The sequence below is a fragment of the Sphingomonas sp. A2-49 genome, assembly GCF_025548555.1.
GTDB lineage: Bacteria > Pseudomonadota > Alphaproteobacteria > Sphingomonadales > Sphingomonadaceae > Sphingomonas.
Window position 1 is genome coordinate 1 of sequence record NZ_JAJLPA010000029.1, and the last position, 18,761, is coordinate 18,761.

General features: G+C 68.2%; 22 protein-coding genes and 1 pseudogene. 11 read left to right on the forward strand and 12 right to left on the reverse strand.

The annotated features are described in order from the left end of the window. The first annotated feature begins 2 nt into the window (after nt 1–2). From LPN01_RS16940 to LPN01_RS16950, 3 genes are all read left to right on the forward strand, one after another. Entirely contained in the window at nt 3–2,660 is a 2,658-nt protein-coding gene (locus LPN01_RS16940) for a putative bifunctional diguanylate cyclase/phosphodiesterase (protein ID WP_262829601.1), read from the forward strand. 416 nt (nt 2,661–3,076) lie between these two features. Then, nucleotides 3,077–4,999, forward strand: a complete 1,923-nt coding sequence (locus tag LPN01_RS16945; RefSeq protein WP_262829602.1) for a ribonucleoside-diphosphate reductase subunit alpha — start codon at nt 3,077–3,079, stop codon at nt 4,997–4,999. Nucleotides 5,000–5,139: 140 nt separating this feature from the next. Further along, entirely contained in the window at nt 5,140–5,568 is a 429-nt protein-coding gene (locus LPN01_RS16950; RefSeq protein WP_262829603.1) for an endonuclease domain-containing protein, read from the forward strand. A 74-nt stretch (nt 5,569–5,642) separates the two neighbouring features. Here the strand turns inward: LPN01_RS16950 and LPN01_RS16955 are convergent, their stop codons facing one another. Further along, nucleotides 5,643–5,894, reverse strand: coding sequence for a DUF2171 domain-containing protein (locus LPN01_RS16955; RefSeq protein WP_262829604.1), 252 nt, complete (start codon nt 5,892–5,894; stop codon nt 5,643–5,645). A gap of 83 nt (nt 5,895–5,977) precedes the next feature. Here LPN01_RS16955 and LPN01_RS16960 point away from each other — a divergent pair, with 83 nt between their 5' ends. From LPN01_RS16960 to LPN01_RS16975, 4 genes are all read left to right on the forward strand, one after another. Then, nucleotides 5,978–6,190 (forward strand): hypothetical protein, encoded by a 213-nt coding sequence (locus LPN01_RS16960; protein ID WP_262829605.1) that lies wholly within the window; start codon nt 5,978–5,980, stop codon nt 6,188–6,190. Between the two features lie 21 nt (nt 6,191–6,211). Continuing rightward, on the forward strand, nt 6,212–7,270 hold the full coding sequence (locus LPN01_RS16965) for a ribonucleotide-diphosphate reductase subunit beta (protein ID WP_262829606.1): 1,059 nt from the start codon (nt 6,212–6,214) through the stop codon (nt 7,268–7,270). A 338-nt stretch (nt 7,271–7,608) separates the two neighbouring features. Then, the gene (locus LPN01_RS16970) at nt 7,609–7,878 is read left to right on the forward strand and encodes a DUF4160 domain-containing protein (protein WP_262829607.1); all 270 of its coding nucleotides are present in this window, start codon (nt 7,609–7,611) and stop codon (nt 7,876–7,878) included. Continuing rightward, on the forward strand, nt 7,871–8,134 hold the full coding sequence (locus LPN01_RS16975; protein ID WP_262829608.1) for a DUF2442 domain-containing protein: 264 nt from the start codon (nt 7,871–7,873) through the stop codon (nt 8,132–8,134). Before LPN01_RS16970 ends, LPN01_RS16975 begins: the two co-directional genes overlap by 8 nt. 9 nt (nt 8,135–8,143) lie before the next feature. On the opposite strand, the gene LPN01_RS16980 is transcribed toward LPN01_RS16975, so the two are convergent. Further along, nucleotides 8,144–8,584 carry an ExbD/TolR family protein gene (locus LPN01_RS16980; RefSeq protein WP_262829609.1) on the reverse strand — a complete coding sequence of 147 codons (441 nt, stop codon included), beginning with the start codon at nt 8,582–8,584 and terminating at the stop codon, nt 8,144–8,146. 125 nt (nt 8,585–8,709) lie between these two features. On the opposite strand from LPN01_RS16980, the gene LPN01_RS16985 reads away from it, so the two are divergent. Continuing rightward, nucleotides 8,710–8,898 (forward strand): hypothetical protein, encoded by a 189-nt coding sequence (locus LPN01_RS16985; RefSeq protein WP_262829610.1) that lies wholly within the window; start codon nt 8,710–8,712, stop codon nt 8,896–8,898. Between the two features lie 104 nt (nt 8,899–9,002). Here the strand turns inward: LPN01_RS16985 and LPN01_RS16990 are convergent, their stop codons facing one another. The 5 genes from LPN01_RS16990 to LPN01_RS17010 all read right to left on the reverse strand — a co-directional run bounded on the left by LPN01_RS16990 (nt 9,003) and on the right by LPN01_RS17010 (nt 12,612). After that, on the reverse strand, nt 9,003–9,326 hold the full coding sequence (locus LPN01_RS16990; RefSeq protein ID WP_262829611.1) for an HNH endonuclease: 324 nt from the start codon (nt 9,324–9,326) through the stop codon (nt 9,003–9,005). Between the two features lie 108 nt (nt 9,327–9,434). Beyond that, a complete protein-coding gene (locus LPN01_RS16995) occupies nt 9,435–10,100 on the reverse strand; it encodes an opacity protein (RefSeq protein WP_262829612.1) in 666 nt (221 codons plus the stop codon). 190 nt (nt 10,101–10,290) lie between these two features. Further along, complete coding sequence (locus LPN01_RS17000) at nt 10,291–10,704, reverse strand: hypothetical protein (protein ID WP_262829613.1); 414 nt, start codon at nt 10,702–10,704, stop codon at nt 10,291–10,293. A 234-nt stretch (nt 10,705–10,938) separates the two neighbouring features. After that, on the reverse strand, nt 10,939–11,280 hold the full coding sequence (locus tag LPN01_RS17005) for a DNA primase (RefSeq protein ID WP_262829614.1): 342 nt from the start codon (nt 11,278–11,280) through the stop codon (nt 10,939–10,941). Between the two features lie 63 nt (nt 11,281–11,343). After that, nucleotides 11,344–12,612, reverse strand: coding sequence for a multidrug effflux MFS transporter (locus tag LPN01_RS17010; protein WP_262829615.1), 1,269 nt, complete (start codon nt 12,610–12,612; stop codon nt 11,344–11,346). Nucleotides 12,613–12,717: 105 nt separating this feature from the next. On the opposite strand from LPN01_RS17010, the gene LPN01_RS17015 reads away from it, so the two are divergent. Then, nucleotides 12,718–13,212: a hypothetical protein gene (locus LPN01_RS17015; RefSeq protein ID WP_262829616.1), complete on the forward strand. Its 495-nt coding sequence runs from the start codon at nt 12,718–12,720 to the stop codon at nt 13,210–13,212. Between the two features lie 20 nt (nt 13,213–13,232). Here LPN01_RS17015 and LPN01_RS17020 read toward each other — a convergent pair whose 3' ends face one another. Both LPN01_RS17020 and LPN01_RS17025 read right to left on the reverse strand, forming a co-directional pair. Further along, a complete protein-coding gene (locus LPN01_RS17020) occupies nt 13,233–13,688 on the reverse strand; it encodes a peroxiredoxin (protein WP_262829617.1) in 456 nt (151 codons plus the stop codon). Between the two features lies 1 nt (nt 13,689). Continuing rightward, nucleotides 13,690–16,359 (reverse strand): annotated as a pseudogene (locus tag LPN01_RS17025) (bifunctional [glutamine synthetase] adenylyltransferase/[glutamine synthetase]-adenylyl-L-tyrosine phosphorylase); the annotation flags it as partial. Between the two features lie 38 nt (nt 16,360–16,397). Between LPN01_RS17025 and LPN01_RS17030 the strand changes: the two are divergent. After that, a complete protein-coding gene (locus LPN01_RS17030) occupies nt 16,398–16,568 on the forward strand; it encodes a hypothetical protein (protein ID WP_262829619.1) in 171 nt (56 codons plus the stop codon). A 16-nt stretch (nt 16,569–16,584) separates the two neighbouring features. Here the strand turns inward: LPN01_RS17030 and LPN01_RS17035 are convergent, their stop codons facing one another. From LPN01_RS17035 to LPN01_RS17045, 3 genes are all read right to left on the reverse strand, one after another. Next, nucleotides 16,585–17,238 carry a sigma-70 family RNA polymerase sigma factor gene (locus LPN01_RS17035; RefSeq protein WP_262829620.1) on the reverse strand — a complete coding sequence of 218 codons (654 nt, stop codon included), beginning with the start codon at nt 17,236–17,238 and terminating at the stop codon, nt 16,585–16,587. 94 nt (nt 17,239–17,332) lie between these two features. Further along, the gene (locus LPN01_RS17040) at nt 17,333–17,470 is read right to left on the reverse strand and encodes a hypothetical protein (RefSeq protein ID WP_262829621.1); all 138 of its coding nucleotides are present in this window, start codon (nt 17,468–17,470) and stop codon (nt 17,333–17,335) included. A gap of 58 nt (nt 17,471–17,528) precedes the next feature. After that, on the reverse strand, nt 17,529–18,338 hold the full coding sequence (locus tag LPN01_RS17045) for a response regulator (RefSeq protein ID WP_262829622.1): 810 nt from the start codon (nt 18,336–18,338) through the stop codon (nt 17,529–17,531). A gap of 146 nt (nt 18,339–18,484) precedes the next feature. Between LPN01_RS17045 and LPN01_RS17050 the strand changes: the two genes are divergently transcribed. After that, nucleotides 18,485–18,754 (forward strand): NepR family anti-sigma factor, encoded by a 270-nt coding sequence (locus LPN01_RS17050; RefSeq protein ID WP_262829623.1) that lies wholly within the window; start codon nt 18,485–18,487, stop codon nt 18,752–18,754. Nucleotides 18,755–18,761 lie beyond the last annotated feature (7 nt).

Below are 18,761 nucleotides of genomic sequence, written 5' to 3' on the forward strand. Positions count from 1 at the left end.
CCATGACGCAGAGGGTCGCACGCACGCCGACGAACGCGGACATCGCCCGGCGGGCGATATTGCCGGTTCTCGGCCTGCGCGAAAACGAGGGCGAGGTCGACGCGCAGGCACATGCCGCGCGGCTGGCCGAGGTCGCGGCGATCTGGCCACTGGCCCTCGCGGCGCAGGCGCTAGCCGGTGCCATCCTGTTCGCCGCCGCCTGCGCGATGCCTGCCGCCGCCTCGCCGATCCACATGGCGATCGTCGCGGCGATCGCCACGCTGCCTGCGCTCGTGTCCTACGCCGCGCTGGCGACCGCGCGGCTGCGCGGACAGCCGCCGCACGTCCGCATCCGGCTCTTGACGCTGGCGGCGAGCGGGATCGCCGCCGCCTTGCTGTCGCTGGTATGGCAATCGATTGAACTGCCGGTCGGACCGTTGCAGATCGGATGTTTCGTCGCCGCCGCCGGCGCGATCGGCCTGACCGTCGTCGCGCTCAATCCGATCCGCATCGCCACGTTCGGCTTCGCAGTCGGGCTCGTCCTGATCCTGCCGATCCTGTCCGGTGGCATGCTGCCGTCGCTGATCGCCGCTTTGTTTCTCGCCGGGCTCGCCGTCGCGACGCTGCGCCTCGCGCGCCGCGACGCGGACGCCGCGCGCGCGCTGGCGCAGGAGGCGAGCGAAGGCCGGCTCGCGGCCAAGATGATCGCCGAATTCGAAGGCCATGGCACCGGCTGGTTCTGGGAATCGGATCGCCACGGCCGGCTGTCGTATATCTCGGGCAAGGTCGCGGTCGCGCTGCGGTCGGGCGGCGTCGAGCCGGTCGGCCGGCCGCTGACCGACCTGTTCCGCATGGACAGCGTCACGCCGGGCACCGAGCGCACCCTCGCCTTTCACCTGTCGTCGCGGACGTCCTTTTCCGACTATACGGTGTGCGCCGCCGATACCGCCGCGCCCGACGTCGAGCCCGATCGCTGGTGGTCGATTTCGGGCCGTCCGGTGGTCGACGAGCTCGGCCGGTTCCAGGGGTTCATCGGTTCGGGCAGCGACCTCACCGAAAAGCGCAAGTCGGATGCGGAGATCACCCGGCTCGCGCTGTTCGACGGGCTGACCGGCCTCGCCAATCGCCAGCGGATGCGCCACAGCCTCGACAAGACGCTGCAACAGCAGCAGTCCGGCCCCTATCGCCCCGCATCGCTGTTCCTGATGGACCTCGACCGGTTCAAGGCGGTCAACGACACGCTCGGCCACCAGGCCGGCGACGCCCTGCTCAAGCAGGTCGCGCAGCGGCTGGAGCGGGTGGTCGGCGATGCCGGCCTCGTCGGGCGACTGGGTGGCGACGAATTCCAGGTGCTGTTGCCCGGCCTCGACAATCGCGACACGCTGGCCGGCCTCGCCCGCGAACTGATCGCCGGCCTGTCGCAGCCCTATTTCATCGCCGGCGCGTCGGTATCGATCGGCTGTTCGATCGGCATCGCGATCGCACCACACCACGGCGAGGACGCCGAGGAGCTGATCCGCAACGCCGACCTCGCGCTCTATGCCGCCAAGGCCGACGGGCGCGGCGTCCATCGCTTCTATTCGGACGAGATGCTCGCCGGGGCGAAGAGCCGCAAGGTGCTCGAGGACGACATGCGCGCGACGCTCGGCGAAGGCGGGTTCGCGCTCGTCTACCAGCCGGTCGTGTCGACCGCGGATGCGCGGATCGTCGGCTACGAGGCGCTGCTGCGCTGGGAGCATCCGACGCGCGGCATGATCTCGCCCGGCGACTTCATCCCGGTCGCCGAGGATTGCGGGCTGATCGAGGCGATCGGCGAATGGGTGCTGCGCACCGCCTGCGACGCGGCGGCAGGGTGGCCGCACGGCGTCCGCGTCGCGGTCAACGTGTCGCCGATCCAGTTCGCCAATCCCGCCTTTCCGACGATCGTCGCCTCCGCGCTCGCGCACAGCGGCCTCGCCCCGCAACGGCTGGAGCTGGAGATCACCGAAGGCGTGTTCCTCGACGAATCGGGATCGACCGACGCGATGTTCAGGGCGCTGAAGGGCCTCGGCGTCCGCCTCGCGCTCGACGACTTCGGGACGGGCTATTCCTCGCTCGGCTATCTGCGCACCGCGCCGTTCGACAAGATCAAGATCGACCAGAGCTTCGTGCGCGGCGCCGCGCAGCCGGGCAACCGCAATGCCGCGATCGTCCGCGCCATCGTCACGCTCGCCGATACGCTGGGGATGGAGACGACCGCGGAGGGCGTCGAGATCCAGGACGAGATCGACCTGGTCCGCGACCTGGGGTGCAGCCATATCCAGGGGTTCGTCTACGGCCGCGGCGTCGCCGCCGCCGACGTGCTGGTCCAGCTGGGCGGCGTCCAGGCGCTGCCGGTCGGCCACAAGGTCAGCCGGTCGCCGCGCACCAAGATGCTGCGGTCGGCACGGATGGCGATCGGCCACAACGAGGGCGACGTGCGGATCCGCAACATCTCGACCAGCGGCGTGATGGTCGACGGCATCGACGTCGACGGCGAGGCGGTGGGGCTCGACGTGCTCATCGAACTGGTCGAGGACCAGATGTTCGCGGCGCGGATCGCCTGGGCGCACGACGGCAAGGCCGGGTTGCAGTTCGACCACCCGTTCAACCTCGACCGCCTCAATCACCAGCCGGGCCGGGTCCAGCGCCGCAGCGCCTGACGGCGACGCGATCGGACCGCAGACACGTCCCTTTCGGATCGACCCGCACCGCGCCGGCGCCCGTCCAAAAAATTTTCGTTCCCGCGCTGTTCCCTTGCGCTTTGCGTAACCCGCAGAAGTCCGCGCGTCGTTCGCGGGCCGCCGCCGGATCGGCCGTCGGGCGACCGCCACCCGCACCCCCGCCACACGATTAACCGCTTGCCTGCCGCAGCGCTTTGCCACAATTTGTGGGGGTTGAGTTCGGGGGCGGACCCAATTGCTGGTAGTGGACGGGCGCGATCCCCATATGGGTCATCGTCGCCGGGCATGGCGCGACACCGCGATGTGCTCATTTTGTTCTCCCGGCCGGGCCGCCGCGGTGGTAGTATGAATTACGCCGCCGATTCGAACACTTAGAGAACGAAGGAGCGGTTTCGATGGACTTCAGGGACACGCAGGGTGCAGCAATGAGCGATACGATCGAAGCCACCACCGGCGAGGCGAGCACCACCAGCGCAGCGACGGAAGCCGTCGGCACCGGCAGCAAGGCGGTCCGCGCGCGCCCCTATCCGGTCGAGGTCGACCACAGCCGCGACGCGCTGCTCACCGATTTCGGCAAGGAGACGCTGAACGATCGCTACCTGCTGCCCGGCGAAGGCTATCAGGACCTGTTCGTCCGCGTCGCCTCGGCCTATGCCGACGATGCCGCGCATGCGCAGCGCCTGTACGACTATATCTCGCAATTGTGGTTCATGCCGGCGACGCCGGTGCTGTCCAACGGCGGTACCGGCCGCGGCCTGCCGATCAGCTGCTACCTCAATTCGGTGCCCGACAGCCTCAACGGCATCGTCGACACCTGGAACGAGAACGTCTGGCTGGCCTCGCGCGGCGGCGGCATCGGCACCTATTGGGGCAACGTGCGCGGGATCGGTGAGCCGGTCGGCCTCAACGGCAAGACCAGCGGCATCATCCCCTTCGTCCGCGTCATGGATTCGCTCACCCTCGCGATTTCGCAGGGGTCGCTGCGTCGCGGCTCGGCCGCCTGCTATCTCGACATCAGCCATCCCGAGATCGAGGAATTCCTCGAAATCCGCAAACCCTCGGGCGATTTCAACCGCAAGGCGCTGAACCTCCACCACGGCGTGCTCGTCACCGATGCGTTCATGGAAGCCGTCCGCAACGGCGAGGAATGGCACCTGCGCAGCCCCAAGGACCAGGCGATCCGCCAGACGGTCGATGCGCGCTCGCTGTTCCAGAAGCTGGTCGAGACCCGGCTCCAGACCGGCGAACCGTACATCGTCTTCGCCGACCACGTGAATTCGAACATGCCCAAGCATCATCGCGAGCTGGGGCTGAAGGTGTCGACCTCGAACCTGTGCAGCGAGATCACGCTGCCGACCGGCGTCGACCATCTGGGCAACGACCGGACCGCGGTCTGCTGCCTGTCGAGCCTCAATCTCGAGACGTGGGACCAGTGGAAGGACGAGAAGGGGTTCATCGAGGACGTGATGCGCTTCCTCGACAACGTCCTGCAGGATTACATCGACCGCCACGAGCCGGGCATGGAGCGCGCCGCCTACAGCGCGGGCCGCGAGCGCTCGGTCGGCCTCGGCGTCATGGGCTTCCACTCCTTCCTCCAGGCGCGCGGGCTGCCGTTCGAGGGGGCGATGGCCAAGTCGTGGAACCTGCGCATGTTCAAGCACATCAAGAGCCAGGCGGACGAGGCGTCGATGCAGCTCGCGATCGAGCGCGGCCCCTGCCCCGACGCCGCCGACACCGGCGCGATGGAGCGGTTCAGCTGCAAGATGGCGATCGCGCCGACCGCGTCGATCAGCATCATCTGCGGCGGCACCAGCGCCTGCATCGAGCCGATCCCGGCCAACATCTACACGCACAAGACGCTGTCGGGCAGCTTCTCGGTCAAGAACCCGTATCTCGAAAAGCTGCTCAACGAAAAGTCGAAGAACAGCGAGGCGGTGTGGAGCTCGATCCTCGAACATGGCGGCTCGGTCCAGCACCTCGACTTCCTCTCGACCGAGGAAAAGGACTGCTACAAGACCAGCTTCGAGATCGACCAGCGCTGGCTGCTCGAACTCGCCGGCGACCGCACGCCCTATATCGACCAGGCGCAGTCGCTGAACCTGTTCATCCCGGCGGACGTCGAGAAGTGGGACCTGCTGATGCTCCACTTCCGCGCGTGGGAACTGGGCATCAAGTCGCTCTACTACCTGCGGTCCAAGTCGGTGCAGCGTGCCGGTTTCGCCGGCAGCGGCGGCGTCGAGGCGGACAATACGATCAGCGCGCCCAAATTCGAGATCGGCGAGACGACGGACTATGACGAATGTCTGGCGTGCCAGTGAGGTGACGGGTCGGGTCGCCCTCGTCCTTCCGGTCCTGCGGGCCTCCCTCCCTCTCCCAATGGGAGAGGGAATGGTCGACCCAATCCCTCTCCCATCGGGAGAGGGAGGGAGCCGCGCAGCGGCGGAAGGGTGAGGGTGACATGCGGCTCTATCAGGACCAACCCTCGGGCACCGTCCAGCATGCGCGCACGCTTCGCAAGAACGCCCCGGAACCAGAACGCCGCCTGCTCCGCGCCCTCCGCGAATCCTTTCCGACCCTGAAATGGCGCCACCAGGCTCCCGTCGGCCCATATCGCGCCGACATCCTCTGCTTCTCCGAACGCCTCGTCATTGAGGTCGACGGCGACACCCACGCCGCCACCTCCGAACACGACGCCGCCCGCACCCGCTTCATCCACCGTCAAGGCTTTTCCGTGATCCGCTTCGCCAACAATGACGTGATGACGAATCTGGAAGGCGTCATCGCACAAATCTCCTTCTCTCTTGGGGAGAAGGCAGGGGCCCGCACGGCAAAGCCGTGTGGGAAGGATAAGGGCGACCACGAACAGAAAAAGGGCGAGCTGGCGTGAACCAACTCACCCTCACCCTTCCGCGCCCTGACGGGCGCTCCCTCCCTCTCCCAGGGGGAGAGGGAAAGGACGGATCACTCCGCCTCTTCGAACATGTCGACGGCGTTCTGCGCGGTGGCGCTGAGGCGCACCGTATCGCCCTCGATTTCCGCGACCAGGCCGGCGGGCAGGTAATGGTGCTTGCCGCCCTGCCCGTCCTGGGTGCTGGGCGAATCGGTCTTGGTGAGCTTGATGCGCTCGCCATCGACATGGTCGACGGTGCCGACATGGACGCCGTCGGCGCCGATGACCGTCATATGCTCCTTGATGTTGCTATGGTCGTGCATGCTGCGTCTCCTGTAATGGGTTCGGCGGTGAAACGAGCCGCCTGCCAAATGGATGCACGCAGCGATACGGGGCGCGTCGGCTGATGCCGTGGCAGAGCCTCGTCATGTTCGCGGTCGCCGCGGTCTTCGGGCTCGGCGGCGCGTGGCTGCTGCTGCAATTGCGCCGGCCGCAGCCGCCCGCGCGCGTCTACGTCTATCGCATGGTCGGCATCATGGCGGTCAGCCTCGCCATCGTCCTCGCCTTCTCCGCCCACGCCATGTGGCAGTGGAGCGTCCCGTCTCCCCCCCTTTCCTGATATCCACCCGGAGTAATCCCCATGTCCCTCCTCCAAGCCTCCAAGCAGTACAAGCCGTTCGAATACCCCTGGGCATTCGAATTCTGGAAGCGTCAGCAGCAGCTCCACTGGCTCCCCGAAGAGGTGCCGCTGGGCGAGGATTGCCGCGACTGGGCGCAGAAGCTCAGCGACCACGAACGCAATTTGCTGACCCAGATCTTCCGCTTCTTCACCCAGGCGGACGTCGAGGTGCAGGATTGCTACCACGAGAAATACGGCCGCGTGTTCAAGCCGACCGAGATCAAGATGATGCTGACCGCGTTCAGCAACATGGAGACGGTGCACATCGCCGCCTACAGCCACCTGCTCGACACGATCGGCATGCCCGAGAGCGAGTACGGCGCCTTCCTCGAATATGCCGAGATGAAGGAAAAGCATGACTATATGCAGAACTTCGGCGTCGACAGCGACGAGGACATCGCCCGCACGCTCGCCATGTTCGGCGGCTTCACCGAGGGGGTGCAGCTGTTCGCCAGCTTCGCGATGCTGATGAACTTCCCGCGCTTCAACAAGATGAAGGGCATGGGCCAGATCGTCACCTGGTCGATCCGTGACGAATCCCTGCATTGCGAGGGCATCATCAAGATGTTCCACACCTTCTGTCAGGAGCGCCAGTGCCTGACCAAGGCGGTGAAAGACGACATCGCCGACGTCTGCCAGACCACGATCCGGCTCGAGGACAATTTCATCGACCTCGCGTTCGAGATGGGCCCGGTCAACGGCATGACGCCCAAGGAGATCAAGAAGTACATCCGCTACATCGCCGACTGGCGGATGGGCCAGTTGGGCCTGAAGCCGATCTACATGATCGACGAGCACCCGCTGCCCTGGCTCGCGCCGATGCTGAACGGCGTCGAGCACGCCAATTTCTTCGAACAGCGCGCCACCGAATATTCGAAGGCCGCGACCAAGGGCCAGTGGAACGACGTCTGGGATTCGTTCGACAAGCGCCAGAAGGCGAAGATCGTCCGCCCCGTGGCGCAGGATCTGGGGATGGACAGCGGCGACATGTTCTCGCGGGCCGGCGTGGCGGCGGAGTAACGACCATGATCGCGTCTGACGATCACGTCCATCCAGCATGGCACATGTTGGATGGACGTGATCCAGACGAGTGCTACAAGACGATGATGGCGGACCAGACATACCTTATTGAAGCTGGTCGCAAATCCCTAGTCTTCGCCTTGGCCGCCGAAACGGAGAGAGGGCTGCTATACGAATATTCAAAGATCGGCAGCTCTACCCATGCCTCCACCGCCACCCAGACGCCGATAACCCCAAGCCACTAGATTGCTCCGGCCCGGCAGCCGGAACGAAATTAGCGCACGTCTTTGGCTTGGTGTAATCATACAATGATCCCCAATGGAAATCTGACGTAACCGATGCCCGTCATCTCCCTCTTCTTCGGCATCGTGATCCGGATGTATTTCGACGATCACCCCCCGCCGCATTTCCACGCCAGCTACCAAGGCTTCGAGGCGTTCGTGCGGATCGCGGACGGTGAGATCACGCAGGGGAACTTGCCTCGCAAAGCCGCCAAGATCGTAAGCCAATGGGCGCTCGACCATAGGGCCGAGCTTATGGCAAACTGGCAGCGCGGCGTGGCGCTTGAACCGCTGGAGATGATCGCAGGAGCGGACCTCGATGATTAAGATCGTGTACCTTGCCGTGGCCGGTCCTTCGACCGTGTCACTCGTCTTCTCGGATGGGTCCGCGGCGGCCTGGTCGGCAGCGGACCTTATCGCCCGCGATACCAGCATGACACGTCCGCTCGGCGACCCGGCCTATTTCAAACGCGCCTTTATCGAAGCCGGGGCCTTGGCCTGGCCCAACGGGTTCGAACTGTCCGCCGACAGCCTCTACCGTCGGCTCGACGAGGCCGGCGCGCTGATCCGGTCGGCGGCATAGCAGTCACCCTCACTCCACCATCGCCTCATTCCCCGCGAACCCCAGCCGCGTGATCCCCGCGCGCTTTACCTCGGCGAGCACGCGGTCGAAGCGGTCGTAGCGCGCCTCCGGGTCGGTTCGCACGACCAGCAGCGCCGCCGGGTCGGCCTTCAGCGCGCGGAAGCGCGCCGGCATTGCCGCGTCGCCCAGCGCCGCGCCGTCCAGCGTCACGCCGCCGTCGCGCGCCAGCACCAGCGGGTGCGTCACCGTCTCCGACGGCGGCGCGCTGCCCTGCGGCAGGTCGACCGTCACCTTGTGCAGGACGGTCGGCAGCGTCAGGATCATCATCACCAGCAACACCAGCAACACGTCGATCAGCGGCGTGATGTTGAGCTGCGACAAAGGCGCGTGGGAATCGTCCGCCCCGGCAAGGCGGGCGGCGGCGGGAGCAAAGGCACGCTGGCGTGGCATCGATCGTCTCCTCGATATGTAACGGTATCACATCACCTGATCGATCTCCCGTCAAGCCCGCCGATCGCGCGCTTAACCATCCCCCGCAACGCACCGGCAACGCGGGCCGTGCAAGGTTCGCCGCGATGCTGCCCAACCCCCGCCTCTTCCGCAGCCGCTGGGCGGCGCTGCTCTGGGCCGGGGGCATCCTCTGGTTCGCCCACGACGTAGCCGTATCGGCGCCCGCCGGCAACGGCGGCGCGACGACCGACGCCGACGGCGGCGCCGCCGATGCCGCAGATCTCGCGACGGTCGCCAATTTGATCGACGGCTGATCCGGCCGCGGCGCTCGGCGCCCGCCCCACACCGCCGCCCGGGCGCGCTCCGTGACGCTGCGACGTCCGCGACCTTCCGATATGCGTCCCGATCCGCCGCCGGGTCAGCGCCGCCGCCGCACCGGGACATGGAAGTCCGCGGGCTTGTCCGCGATCCAGGCGAGGAAGCGCGCGATGTCGGGATGCGCGCGCAGCGCCGCAGGATCGGCGTAGTCGCGGGCCAGCAGCGCGTTCGGCACCGTCGCGTGGATGGTGCGGTGGCAGATCGGATGCACCGGCGCGGTTACGCGCCCGCCTTCGGACTTCGGGACCAGATGGTGCCATTCCACCCTCGTGCCGAGCGGCCGCCCGCACAATGCGCAGGTCGCCGGGGGCAACTCCCGTGCCGCGCGCGCCGCCGCCTCCGCCAGCCCGGCCTTGCGCTTCACCCGTCCGACCATCGCGGCCGATATAGGAAGCCCCGGCACGCGGTCCCAACGAAAAGGGCGGGCCGCTTGCGCGGACCCGCCCTTCCCTGTTGCCCTGACGGGAACCGATCAGAAGTGCGCGACGACACCCGCCATCGGGCGGAAGCTGTGCGCGTCGTCGAAGGTCGACACTTCCATGCGCAGGCGCAGGCCGGAATTGCCGGTCAGGCCGCCGAGACCGATGTCCCTCGGGCCGACTTCGGCGCCGATGCCATAGACGGTCGCGTGATAGTCACGGTTCAGGTCACCCGACACGCCCGGCGCGAAGTTGTTGAAGTTGTTCCAGCGGTAGCCGACCTTGCCGTAGAACAGGCCGCTCTCGCCGGCGCGAAGGCCGAAGCGGCCATAGGCGCCGTACTGCCAGTCGATGTCACCCGACACGCCCTTGGCGACCGCGCCTTCGGCGCCGACGAACACGGGGCCGAGCGGCACGTTGAAGCCGACGATGCCTTCGACCAGCGCGCCGTCGAGGTTGTAGCCCTTGGGCTGCGCAGGGATACCGGCGACCGCCTGGCGATCGAACTGCTCCCAGCCGCCCATCACCGCCACATAGGGCTCGATGCCGAAGGCGCGGGTGCCGTCGGGTGCGCGCGGACCGGTGTCGGCGGGCGCTTCGGCGGGCGCCGGTGCGGCGACGGCGGCGTCGGTCGTGCCGGTGGTCGACATGTCCTGGGCGACGGCGGGGACGGCGAAGGACGCGGCCGCAACGGCGGCCGCGAGGGCGAGCTTACGCATGTGTGATTACCTTGTATTGCCTCAACAGGGGCGACGACGACGCATCGTCGATCAGCCCAGGCCCGTCCAAACCGCGCATTCGCGGCTTTGTTGCACCGCACGCGTTCAATTGTCCGGAATGGGTTGAACCTGTGCTTTTCCGGTCACAGTTCCTGTCGCCCCGATGAACGGAACGGCGCAAAACCGCCATTCATTGCCCGGACGGTTTGGGAACCGAAGGCCGTGGTTTCATATCGCTGCTGCGAATACGCCATGCGTGTGCCTCGGGATCGTCGCTGTCGATCCCGTCGGCGACGCGGTGCAGGACGATCGGCCCCTGCATGCGGAACGGTGCGCCGGATACGAGCGTGCCCGTGACGACGACCGGGACGGTGACGTAGCGCTGTCCCGCGCCGGCATCGGCATCATAAGGAGTCCCGACGGCAGCATTGAAGGCCGCATATTTCCTGAAACTCGCCGCGAACGCCGCCTCCGTCATGCCGGAGGCGCGGCCCTGCCCCTCCCACAACGCCCAGGCATCGGCGTAGCGCTGCGCCGAGATGGCGGCGGCATAGCGGCGCACCACGTCCGCGGGGTCGGCCGTCTCGGCCGGCGCGGTCGCCATCGTGCGAGCCGGTGCCACCGCGGGCGGTACGGCAACCGGAGCACGACCGGCGGCGCGAACAGGCGCAGGCGATGAATCGCTCGCAGCGTTCCCGGCATCATCGGTCCGACCATCGGAACAGCCGGCCAGACACAGGGACAGCAGCACCGTCCGCAACGGCGGCACCGTCATCACGCGCGTCGGGAGGCGCAGCGGTGATGCCGCCCCGCCCCCGTCATCCCGTCCGCCCGCGCGTCAGGGGCGCAGCGCCGCATCGTCCGCGTCACGCAGCGTCTCGTCGTCGGTCGTGCCGCCGTCGAAATCGTCCTGCGCATCGTCCTCGTCCATGTCGTCCTCGTCCATGGTCACGCTGGCGTCGGTGTCGCCGACCTCCTCCGAATCCATGTCGAGTTCGTCGATCGAGTCCTCCTCGACGTCGGCATCGCCCAGATCGGGGTCGAGGTCGGTCAGCACCAGCCCGTCGCTGGGGCCGTTGCGCGTCGCCTCCAGGATCTCGGCGCGCTGGCTCTCGTCATAACCTTCCTCGTCGTAGCCGTCGTCGCCGGACCCGTGGCCCATGACCTGATGTCCACCCATCACAACCTCCATTAGTGTGGCATGCGAACGGCGGGATGGCGGCGGCGGTTCCGTCGCGGTGCGTCAGACCGGGTGGAACAGGCGACCACGCTCGGTCACCGCGACGATCGCGAGCGCGACGACGCCACAGATCAGGAACCCCGCGGCGAGCGGCGCGGTGCTGCCGTCGAACGCCTGGCCGATGACGACGCCGATCACCGCGCCGAAGGTGACGCTGGTAAAGCCCTGCACGCTCGACGCGGTGCCGGCGATCGCGCCCATGTTCTCCATCGCCATCGACGAGAAGTTGGACGTGGCGAGACCGAAGCACCCCATCGTCAGCGCCTGCAACACGACGAAGCCGACCAGCGTCTCGAACCCGGCAAGCGCAAGCGACAGGTGCAGCGCGCTCAGCACGACCAGCAGCGTCAGCGCGCTGTGGCTGATGAGCCGCGTGCCCAGCCGCATCACCAGCCGGGCGTTGGTCAGGTTCGCCGCCGCCATCAGCATCGCGGTCAGCGCGAACATCACGGCCAGCAGGCGCGGCTTGCCGAACGTGTCGAACATGATCTGCTGCACCGAGTTGAGATAGCCGTAGAGCGCGCCCATCAGCGACGTCGACGCCAGCGTGTAGCCGAGCGACCAGCGGTCGCCGAGCGTCTGTCGCCAGCCCGACAGGATCCGCGCCACCGACAGCGGCTGCTGCGCGTCCGCATGCAGCGTTTCGGGCATGCGCAGGTACAGCCACGCCCACATCCCCATGCTGATCCCGCCGATCACCCAGAAGATGCCGCGCCAGTCGGCGAACAGCAGCACGGTCTGGCCGAAGGCGGGAGCGAGCACGGGGACGATCATGAACACCATGAACGCGATCGACATCACCCGCGCCATCGCCCGGCCGTGATAGCAGTCGCGCACCATCGCCACCGTCGCGACGCGCGTCGCGGCGACCATCGCGCCGCCGAACACCCGCGCGGCGAGCAGCAGCGTGAAGCTCGCCGACACCGCGCAGGCGACGTTGGCGATCGCATAGCCGCCGATCGCGAACAGCAGCACCGTCCGCCGCCCGTAGCGATCCGCAAGCGGTCCGTGGACGAGCTGCGCGATGCCGAAGCCGAGGACGAAGGCGGTGATGATGAACTGCCGCTGGTTCTCCGTCGCGACGCCCAGGGCGGCACCCATCGCGGGGAGCGCGGGCAGCATCGAATCGATGCCGAGCGCGGCGAGCGACATCAGCGCGGCGACCAGTGCGACGAATTCGGCAAAGCCGATCGGCGCGCCGGCCGGCCCGGAGGCATGGTCGGGCGAGACGGCGGACGGCGCCGACGCGGAAAGGGAAGCTGGACGGGTCACGATCCGGCCGTCCTACCGTCAAGCGTCCGCATCCGTAACCCCGCTTGTGCCAGGGATCGCAAGCGCCTACGTGTATTGTACGATCAATACACGATGGGATGGCCGATGACCCGCACGCTCCTGTTCGCCGCCGCCACGCTCGCCCTGCCGCTTGCCGCCTGCGACCGGTCGGGGACGGGGACGTCGGTGTCGATCAACACCGATGGCGGCAATACGCTGGCGGCGGTCGACGGCCGGTCGGGCGAGGTCAAGATCGCGGTTCCGGGTTTTTCGGGCCAGATCAAGCTGCCCCGGCTCCAGCTCGACGCGAACGATTTCGATCTCAACGGCGTCCACCTGTATCCCGGATCGACGATCGAAGCCGTCGACGTGGGGGCGGCGGACCGCAGCCGGGCCGGGCTGCGCGTCCGCTTCACCAGCCCCGCCACCCCCGAACAGGTCCGCGACTGGTTCGAACGGCGCCTCGGCAAGGCGGGCTTCGCGCTGCACCGCGACGGAGCGGGCCTGAGCGGCACGACCGACGAGCACAAGCCCTTCCGCCTCGACCTGACCGCGGCGGACCCGACGCATGCGAAGGGAAGCATCGTCCTCGGCAACTGATCGCGCGGCCTACTCCGGTCCTACAGCACGCGCACCGCCGCCAGCACCGCATCGGCATGGCCGGGAACGCGCACCTTGCGCCACGCTTCGACCAGCGTTCCGTCGGCGCCGAACAGGAAGGTCGCGCGCTCGATTCCCATATAGGTCTTGCCGTACATTTGCTTTTCGCCCCAGACGCCGAACGCGTCGCAAGCGCTGCCGTCCGTGTCGCTGGCAAGACGCACGGTCAGCGCGTGTTTGGCGGCGAACTTGCCGTGGCTCGCGGGCGAATCCTTGCTGATCCCCAGCACGGTGGCGCCCGCCGCGGCGAAGGCGTCCGCCAGCGCGGAAAAGTCCTGCGCCTCGCGCGTGCAACCCGACGTGTCGTCCTTGGGATAGAAATAGATCACCGCGGGGAACGACAGGTCGGCCAGCCCCAGCGCGTCGCCGTCCGGCAGGGTCACCGTCACCGGCGGAATGCGCGCACCAACGTCCATCTCACTCTCCCGTCATCGCCGCCCAGGCGGCCTCGACCTCCTGCCGGGTCGCGGCGAAGGCGGCAAGCACCGCCGGCCAGTCGGCCAGCCGCAACGCCCGTGCGATCAGTGCGCGGGTCGCCGCCGGCGGCTCGGCGGCATCGGGGGCGACGAGGCGCAGCACCACGAGCAGCCGCGTCAGCAGGTCGTGCGCCGCCGCCAGACCGGGGGGCAGCAGCGCCGCATCGACCAGCGCCCGGATCGCGCCGGCAAGGTCCGGATCGAACCCGGTGCGGTGGCGCAACTGTGCGAGATGGACGGTGAATTCGAGGTCGACGAGCCCGCCGGCGGACAGTTTCGCATCGAGCGGCCCGGTCGGCGGCTTGTGTCGCGCCATTTCGGCCCGCATCGTCGCGGCATCCGCGGTCAGGTCGCGCTCCGGCCGCGCGCCGGCCAGCACCGCCGCGATCTCTCCCGCCACCGCCGCCCGCGCCCCCGCCGACCCGAAGACCGGCCGCGCGCGGGTCAGCGCCATATGCTCCCACGTCCAGGCTTCTGCGCGCTGGTAGCGGGCGAAGGACTCGACCGACACGACCATCGGTCCTTGCGCACCCGATGGTCGCAGCCGGGTATCGACCGGATAGAGCGGCCCCGCCGCGGTCGCCACCGACAGCGCGGCGGTGATCCGCTGCGCCAGCCGGTTGTAGTAGAGCGTCGCCCCCAGGGGTCTCGCGCCGTCCGACTCCGCCGCGAAATCGCCGGTGAACAGGTAGACGAGGTCGAGGTCGCTGGCATGCGTCAGTGCGCCGCCGCCCAGCCGGCCGAACGCGACGATCACCAGCTCGCTGTCCGGCACCCGTCCATGCGCCTGCGCGAATTCGGCGACGGTCGCCGCCGCGAGGACCTCGATCGCCGACTCCGCCAGCCGCGCATAGCCGGCCGCGGCCTCCAGCGGATCGGCGGCGCCGGCGACGATCTGCGATCCGAGCGCGAACCGCTTCTCGCCGACCAGCCGCCGGACATGGTCCAGCGTCGCCTGATAGTCGCGCGCGTCGCCGGCGCGCATCTCGGCGACGAGACCGTCGATGCTGCCGAGGGGTTCGAACGCGCTCGCGTCGATCAGCCAGTCGATCAGTTCGGGCCGCGTGGCGAGCGCATCGGCGAGCGGGGCGGCGTGGCTGAGGATCGTCGCCAGCAATGCGGCGAGCGCCGGCCGCGCCTCCAGCAGCCGCAGGATGTTGATCGCGCTCGACAGCCGTTCGAGCAGCCGGTCGAGCCGCAGCAGCGCCGCGGCGGGATCGGGCGCGCCGGCCAGCGCGGGCATCAGCACCGGCAGCACCGCCTCCAGCGCGTCGCGCGCCGCCTGGCTGCGCAACGCGGGGTAGCGGCCCGTCCGCCACCCCGCGATCCGCGCCGCCGCACCCTCGCCGTCGGCAAAACCCGCGGCGTGCAGCGTCGTGGCGAGCGCCCCCGTCTCCTGCGGCAACCCCGCGGATCGCCCCTCGTCGAGCGCGTCGTAGATCCCGCCGGCGCGCGCCACCGGCGCACGCAGCAGAGCGAGCAACGCCGGACCGTCCTCCAGTCCATGCAGCCGCGCCACCCCGTCGAGCGCCGCCCCGGTCGGCAGCGTGTGCGTCTGGCGATCGTCCACCATCTGGACGCGGTGCTCGATCGTGCGCAGCAGCGTGTAGGATTCGATCAGCGCCTCCGCCGGCGCATCGGCAATCCAGCCGGCCGCGGCCAGTCGCGCCAGCGCGTCGCGCGTGGCGGGCGCCCGCAGCGCGGGATCGCGGCCGCCGTGGATCAGCTGGTGGATCTGCGCGAAGAACTCCGCCTCGCGGATGCCGCCGCGTCCCCGCTTCAGGTCGTATCCGGGACCGAACGCCTGACCGCTCGCGTAATGATCGCGGATGCGGTGGGAGAGGTCGCGGATTTCGCGCACCGCGCCGAAATCGAGCCCCCGCCGCCACACGAACGGGCGTACGGCGTCCAGGAAATATGCACCCAGCGCCCGGTCGCCCGCCGCGGCGCGGGCGCGGATGAACGCCGCGCGCTCCCATGGCAGCGCCTGGCTTTCGTAATAGCCGATCGCGCCGCCGACCGGCAGCGCGATCGGCGTCACCTCCGGCGATGGCCGCAGCCGCAGGTCGACGCGCAGCACATATCCGTCGCCGTCGCGCGCCTGGAGCAGTTCCACGACACGCCGCGCGATCCGCACCGCCGCCTCTTCGGGTTCCTCGCGCGCCCGGTGCGGCAGCGTTCGCGGGTCGAAGATCAGGATGGGGTCGATGTCGGACGAATAATTGAGTTCGCGGCTGCCCTGCTTGCCCAGCGCGATTCCGGCGAACCCCTGCGGTTCGGCGCCCGGCGTGCGCTCCTCGATCGCGGCGCGGATCGCCCGGTCGAGCGCGCGGTCCGCGAAATCGGTGAGCGCGTGCGTCACCGCGGTCAGGTCCATCACGCCGGCAAGGTCGCCGATCGCCACGGTCAGCGCCAGCGCGCGCCGGTCGAGCCGCAACTGGCGCGCAACCGGCATGTCGGGCGTCGCAAGCGTGTAGGCCGGGTCGAGCACGCCCGCCGCAAGGCGCTCGGCGAGCGCGGGTTCCCGATCGAGCAGCATCGCGAGAAAGGGGGCGTGGGCGCGGGCCCGGTCGATCGCGGCGTGCAGCATCGGGATTCGCATCGTCACGGCCGGCGCAACGTTTCGCCCGGACGGTCGTTGACAGCATCATGACCGCCGACACGCATCCCGCCACCACGACCCGCCCCGGGGGTTACGTCGTCCGCGGGCCGCGCGCGACCGATACGCTCGGCCACGCGCTGCGGAATGCCTTCGGCTGCACGCACATGCCCGAGGATATCGCTGTCTTGGTGCGGCGGCTGGACCGGGTAGCGCATTGATCGCCCGCCGCGGCGCCTAGTGGCCGCGGCTGAGTTCGTCGACTTCGCCCATGATCGTATCGAGCGCCGTCTTGTTGACGTCGGTTTCATGCTCGCGCCGCGACGGCAGCGAACCGTCGTTGAGGATATTCTCCAGCGCGACCCGGCCGCGCGCGACGCGGCTCTTGATCGTGCCGACGGCGACCTGACAGATTTCCGCGGCTTCCTCATAGGCGAAGCCGCCGGCACCGACGAGGATCAAAGCCTCGCGCTGCGGCTGCGGCAGATGCAGCAGCGCGCGCTGCATGTCACCCAGTTCGACATGGCGATCCTGGCTCGCGGGCGCCGCGAGGATGCGGTCGGCGACCAGATCGTCCCACTCGCCCTTGAAGCGCGCACGGCGCATCTGCGACAGATACAGGTTGCGCAGGATGATGAAGGTCCAGGCGCGCATGTTGGTGCCGGCCTGGAACCGCTGGCGCGCCGCCCATGCCTTCAGCAAGGTTTCCTGCACGAGATCGTCGGCGAGGTCGCGGCTGCCGGACAGCGAGCGCCCGAAGGCGCGCAAGTGCGGAATGACCTGCGCCAGCTGCTTCTTGAATTCGGGATCGGACAGGGCAACGTGCTCGACGGGCTCCACGGGCGCGTCGTTAGGTTCGTAATCGTCGTCACGCGGAGCGGTCTGGGTCATGCAAATCCGTTCGAAGCCGGGGACATCGATGCCGCCTGATGCGGCAAGATAGGAGTCCACGCCGGCAATTGCCAGTGATACGGCTGATGCGGGCCTATCGCAGGAGCAGGAAGGCGAAGATCGCGATGATGAGCACCATGGAAATGCCGAGCACGTAGCGCATGACGCCCGGCGTTGCGCCCGCACGGGCCTCGGTGGTGGTCACATGGACCGTTTCATTCGGATCAGCCATGATCGTGAAACCCCCGAAGTCCGTTTTGGGTCCGTAACTTTTCCCGCGGCGTGGCGGGTCAGGCCACCGCGGCCGGGATCGTCGCCTGGTCGAAGAACAGCGCCTGGCTGATCGCCGCCTTCACCGTCGACCGCTGGAACGGCTTGGTGATGAGGAACGTCGGCTCCGGCCGCTCGCCGGTGAGCAGGCGCTCGGGGAAGGCGGTGATGAAGATGACGGGAACCTCGAATTCGGCGAGGATGTCCTTCACCGCGTCGATCCCCGAACTGTCGTCGGCGAGCTGGATGTCGGCCAGCACCAGACCCGGACGGTCCTCCATCGCCAGCGCCACCGCCTCGTCGCGCGTCACCGCGACGCCGGTGACCTCATGGCCGAGGTCGCGAACGATCGTCTCGATATCCATCGCGATGATCGGTTCGTCCTCGATGATGAGGACGCGCGCGCGGGTCTGCTTCTCGATCTCCGCGAGCGCCTCGGCGACCAGGCTGTCGACCTCGCTCGTGTCGACCTCGATCAGATAGGCCGCATCCTCGGGCGTGAAGCCTTCCATCGCGGTCAGCAGCAGCGCCTGCCGCGACAGCGGCGTCATGCGGGCGAGCCGCGCGCGGGCGACCGCCTCCGTCCCCTCGGCATCGCTCTGCGACGTCTGCTCTTCGCCGTCGGCGTTGGCCGACGCCCAGATGCCCTGGAACATGCGATAGAGGCCCAGCCGCGGATCGACGTCGCGCGGAAACTGGTCGGGCGCGGCGACGATGGCTTCCAGCGTGGCGCGCACATATTTGTCGCCTTGATTCTGGCTGCCGGTCAGGGCCCGGCCGTAGCGCCGCAGGAAGGGAAGATGCGGTGCGAGTTGCTGTCCAAGCGACATGGGTCGTGTTCACTCCCTGAAGATACTGAGCGGACGCCTGATCTGTGCGTGCGTCCGCGGCTTTGCAACGGTGTTTGTCGAAGAACCCACCCGCCCCCTCGGACCTGCGGAATTTTCGCGCGGCAAGGGAACCAACGAAGGCCGCTTTGGTTTCATCGGCGATTGAATGGGCAAACCGCTTCGCTGAAAGCGGCCCCTTTGGTATTGCGTCGACTGCCCGGACCATGCGGGCCACCCAGGGGGACATGTTGGAACTGCCCAGCGACAAGGATAGGAAAACGTCTTCCAAGAAGTCTCCTGCCAAGGTTCAGAGCAAGGATCGCGACATGGGCGCGGCCCTGCGCTCCGCCTATCAGCGGACGATCGAGGAAAGCGTTCCTGACGAAATGCTCGACCTGCTGAACAAGCTCGCCTAGCAGGGGG